Origin of the sequence: Delftia sp. Cs1-4 (genome assembly GCF_000214395.1) — a bacterium.
Lineage (GTDB): Bacteria > Pseudomonadota > Gammaproteobacteria > Burkholderiales > Burkholderiaceae_C > Comamonas > Comamonas acidovorans.
Window position 1 is genome coordinate 665,001 of sequence record NC_015563.1, and the last position, 2,500, is coordinate 667,500.

At 51.0% G+C, this 2,500-nt stretch carries 1 rRNA gene (running past one end of the window); it reads left to right on the plus strand.

Annotation, left to right across the window (positions count from 1 at the left end):
- Positions 1-78: 78 nt before the first annotated feature.
- Positions 79-2,500: ribosomal RNA gene (locus DELCS14_RS02995) — 23S ribosomal RNA — on the plus strand; it runs 454 nt beyond the window's last position.

Genomic DNA, 2,500 nt, shown 5'->3' on the forward strand with positions numbered 1-2,500 from the left:
CATAACGCGCGAGGTGAGAGACCTCGCAAGTCCTTGAAAGAAAACGGCGAAATCTCGCAAGAGAGATCAAAGTTATAGGGTCAAGTGACTAAGAGCATGTGGTGGATGCCTTGGCGATGATAGGCGACGAAAGACGTGATAGCCTGCGATAAGCTTCGGGGAGCTGGCAAATTAGCTTTGATCCGGAGATTTCTGAATGGGGAAACCCACCCGCAAGGGTATCGCATACTGAATACATAGGTATGCGAGGCGAACCTGGAGAACTGAAACATCTAAGTACCCAGAGGAAAAGACATCAACCGAGATTCCGAAAGTAGTGGCGAGCGAAATCGGAAGAGCCTTCTAGTGATAGTCAGACGGTTAACAAAACGGAATGGAAAGTCCGGCCATAGTAGGTGATAGCCCTGTATGTGAAAACCGACTGGTGGTACTGAGCTAGAGAAAAGTAGGGCGGGGCACGAGAAACCCTGTCTGAATATGGGGGGACCATCCTCCAAGGCTAAATACTCATCATCGACCGATAGTGAACCAGTACCGTGAGGGAAAGGCGAAAAGAACCCCGGGAGGGGAGTGAAATAGATCCTGAAACCGCATGCTTACAAAAAGTAGGAGCCCGAAAGGGTGACTGCGTACCTTTTGTATAATGGGTCAGCGACTTACATTCAGTGGCAAGGTTAACCGAATAGGGGAGCCGTAGAGAAATCGAGTCCGAATAGGGCGTCCAGTCGCTGGGTGTAGACCCGAAACCAAGTGATCTATCCATGGCCAGGATGAAGGTGCCGTAACAGGTACTGGAGGTCCGAACCGACTAGTGTTGCAAAACTAGCGGATGAGCTGTGGATAGGGGTGAAAGGCTAAACAAACTTGGAAATAGCTGGTTCTCTCCGAAAACTATTTAGGTAGTGCCTCAAGTATTACCTGCGGGGGTAGAGCACTGTTTAGGCTAGGGGGTCATGGCGACTTACCAAACCTATGCAAACTCCGAATACCGCAGAGTACAGCTTGGGAGACAGAGCACCGGGTGCTAACGTCCGGACTCAAGAGGGAAACAACCCAGACCGCCAGCTAAGGTCCCTAAAATTGGCTAAGTGGGAAACGAAGTGGGAAGGCTAAAACAGTCAGGATGTTGGCTTAGAAGCAGCCATCATTTAAAGAAAGCGTAATAGCTCACTGATCGAGTCGTCCTGCGCGGAAGATGTAACGGGGCTAAGCCAGTTACCGAAGCTGCGGATTTGCAATTTATTGCAAGTGGTAGGAGAGCGTTCTGTAAGCCTGTGAAGGTGCCTGGTAACGGGTGCTGGAGGTATCAGAAGTGCGAATGCTGACATGAGTAGCGTTAAAGGGGGTGAAAAGCCCCCTCGCCGTAAGCGCAAGGTTTCCTACGCAACGTTCATCGGCGTAGGGTGAGTCGGCCCCTAAGGCGAGGCAGAGATGCGTAGCTGATGGGAAACAGGTCAATATTCCTGTACCGATGTGTAGTGCGATGTGGGGACGGAGAAGGTTAGCTCAGCCAACTGTTGGATATGTTGGTTCAAGCCTGTAGTCGTGCCTGGTAGGCAAATCCGCCGGGCTTAGATGAGGGGTGATAACGAGTCTGCTTGCAGACGAAGTGAGTGATACCCTGCTTCCAGGAAAAGCCACTAAGCTTCAGCTACACACGACCGTACCGCAAACCGACACTGGTGCGCGAGATGAGTATTCTAAGGCGCTTGAGAGAACTCTGGAGAAGGAACTCGGCAAATTGATACCGTAACTTCGGGAGAAGGTATGCCGCAAGTAGGTGAACTTGAACAAAGGGAGCCCAAAGCGGTTGCAAAAAATCGGTGGCTGCGACTGTTTAATAAAAACACAGCACTCTGCAAACACGAAAGTGGACGTATAGGGTGTGACGCCTGCCCGGTGCTGGAAGATTAAATGATGGGGTGCAAGCTCTTGATTGAAGTCCCAGTAAACGGCGGCCGTAACTATAACGGTCCTAAGGTAGCGAAATTCCTTGTCGGGTAAGTTCCGACCTGCACGAATGGCGTAACGATGGCCACACTGTCTCCTCCAGAGACTCAGCGAAGTTGAAATGTTTGTGATGATGCAATCTCCCCGCGGAAAGACGGAAAGACCCCATGAACCTTTACTGTAGCTTTGTATTGGATTTTGAACGGATCTGTGTAGGATAGGTGGGAGGCTTTGAAGTGAGGACGCTAGTTCTCATGGAGCCGACGTTGAAATACCACCCTGGTGCGTTTGAGGTTCTAACCCAGGTCCCTTATCGGGATCGGGGACAGTGCATGGTAGGCAGTTTGACTGGGGCGGTCTCCTCCCAAAGCGTAACGGAGGAGTTCGAAGGTACGCTAGTTACGGTCGGACATCGTGACGATAGTGCAATGGCATAAGCGTGCTTAACTGCGAGACTGACAAGTCGAGCAGATGCGAAAGCAGGACATAGTGATCCGGTGGTTCTGTATGGAAGGGCCATCGCTCAACGGATAAAAGGTACTCTGGGGAT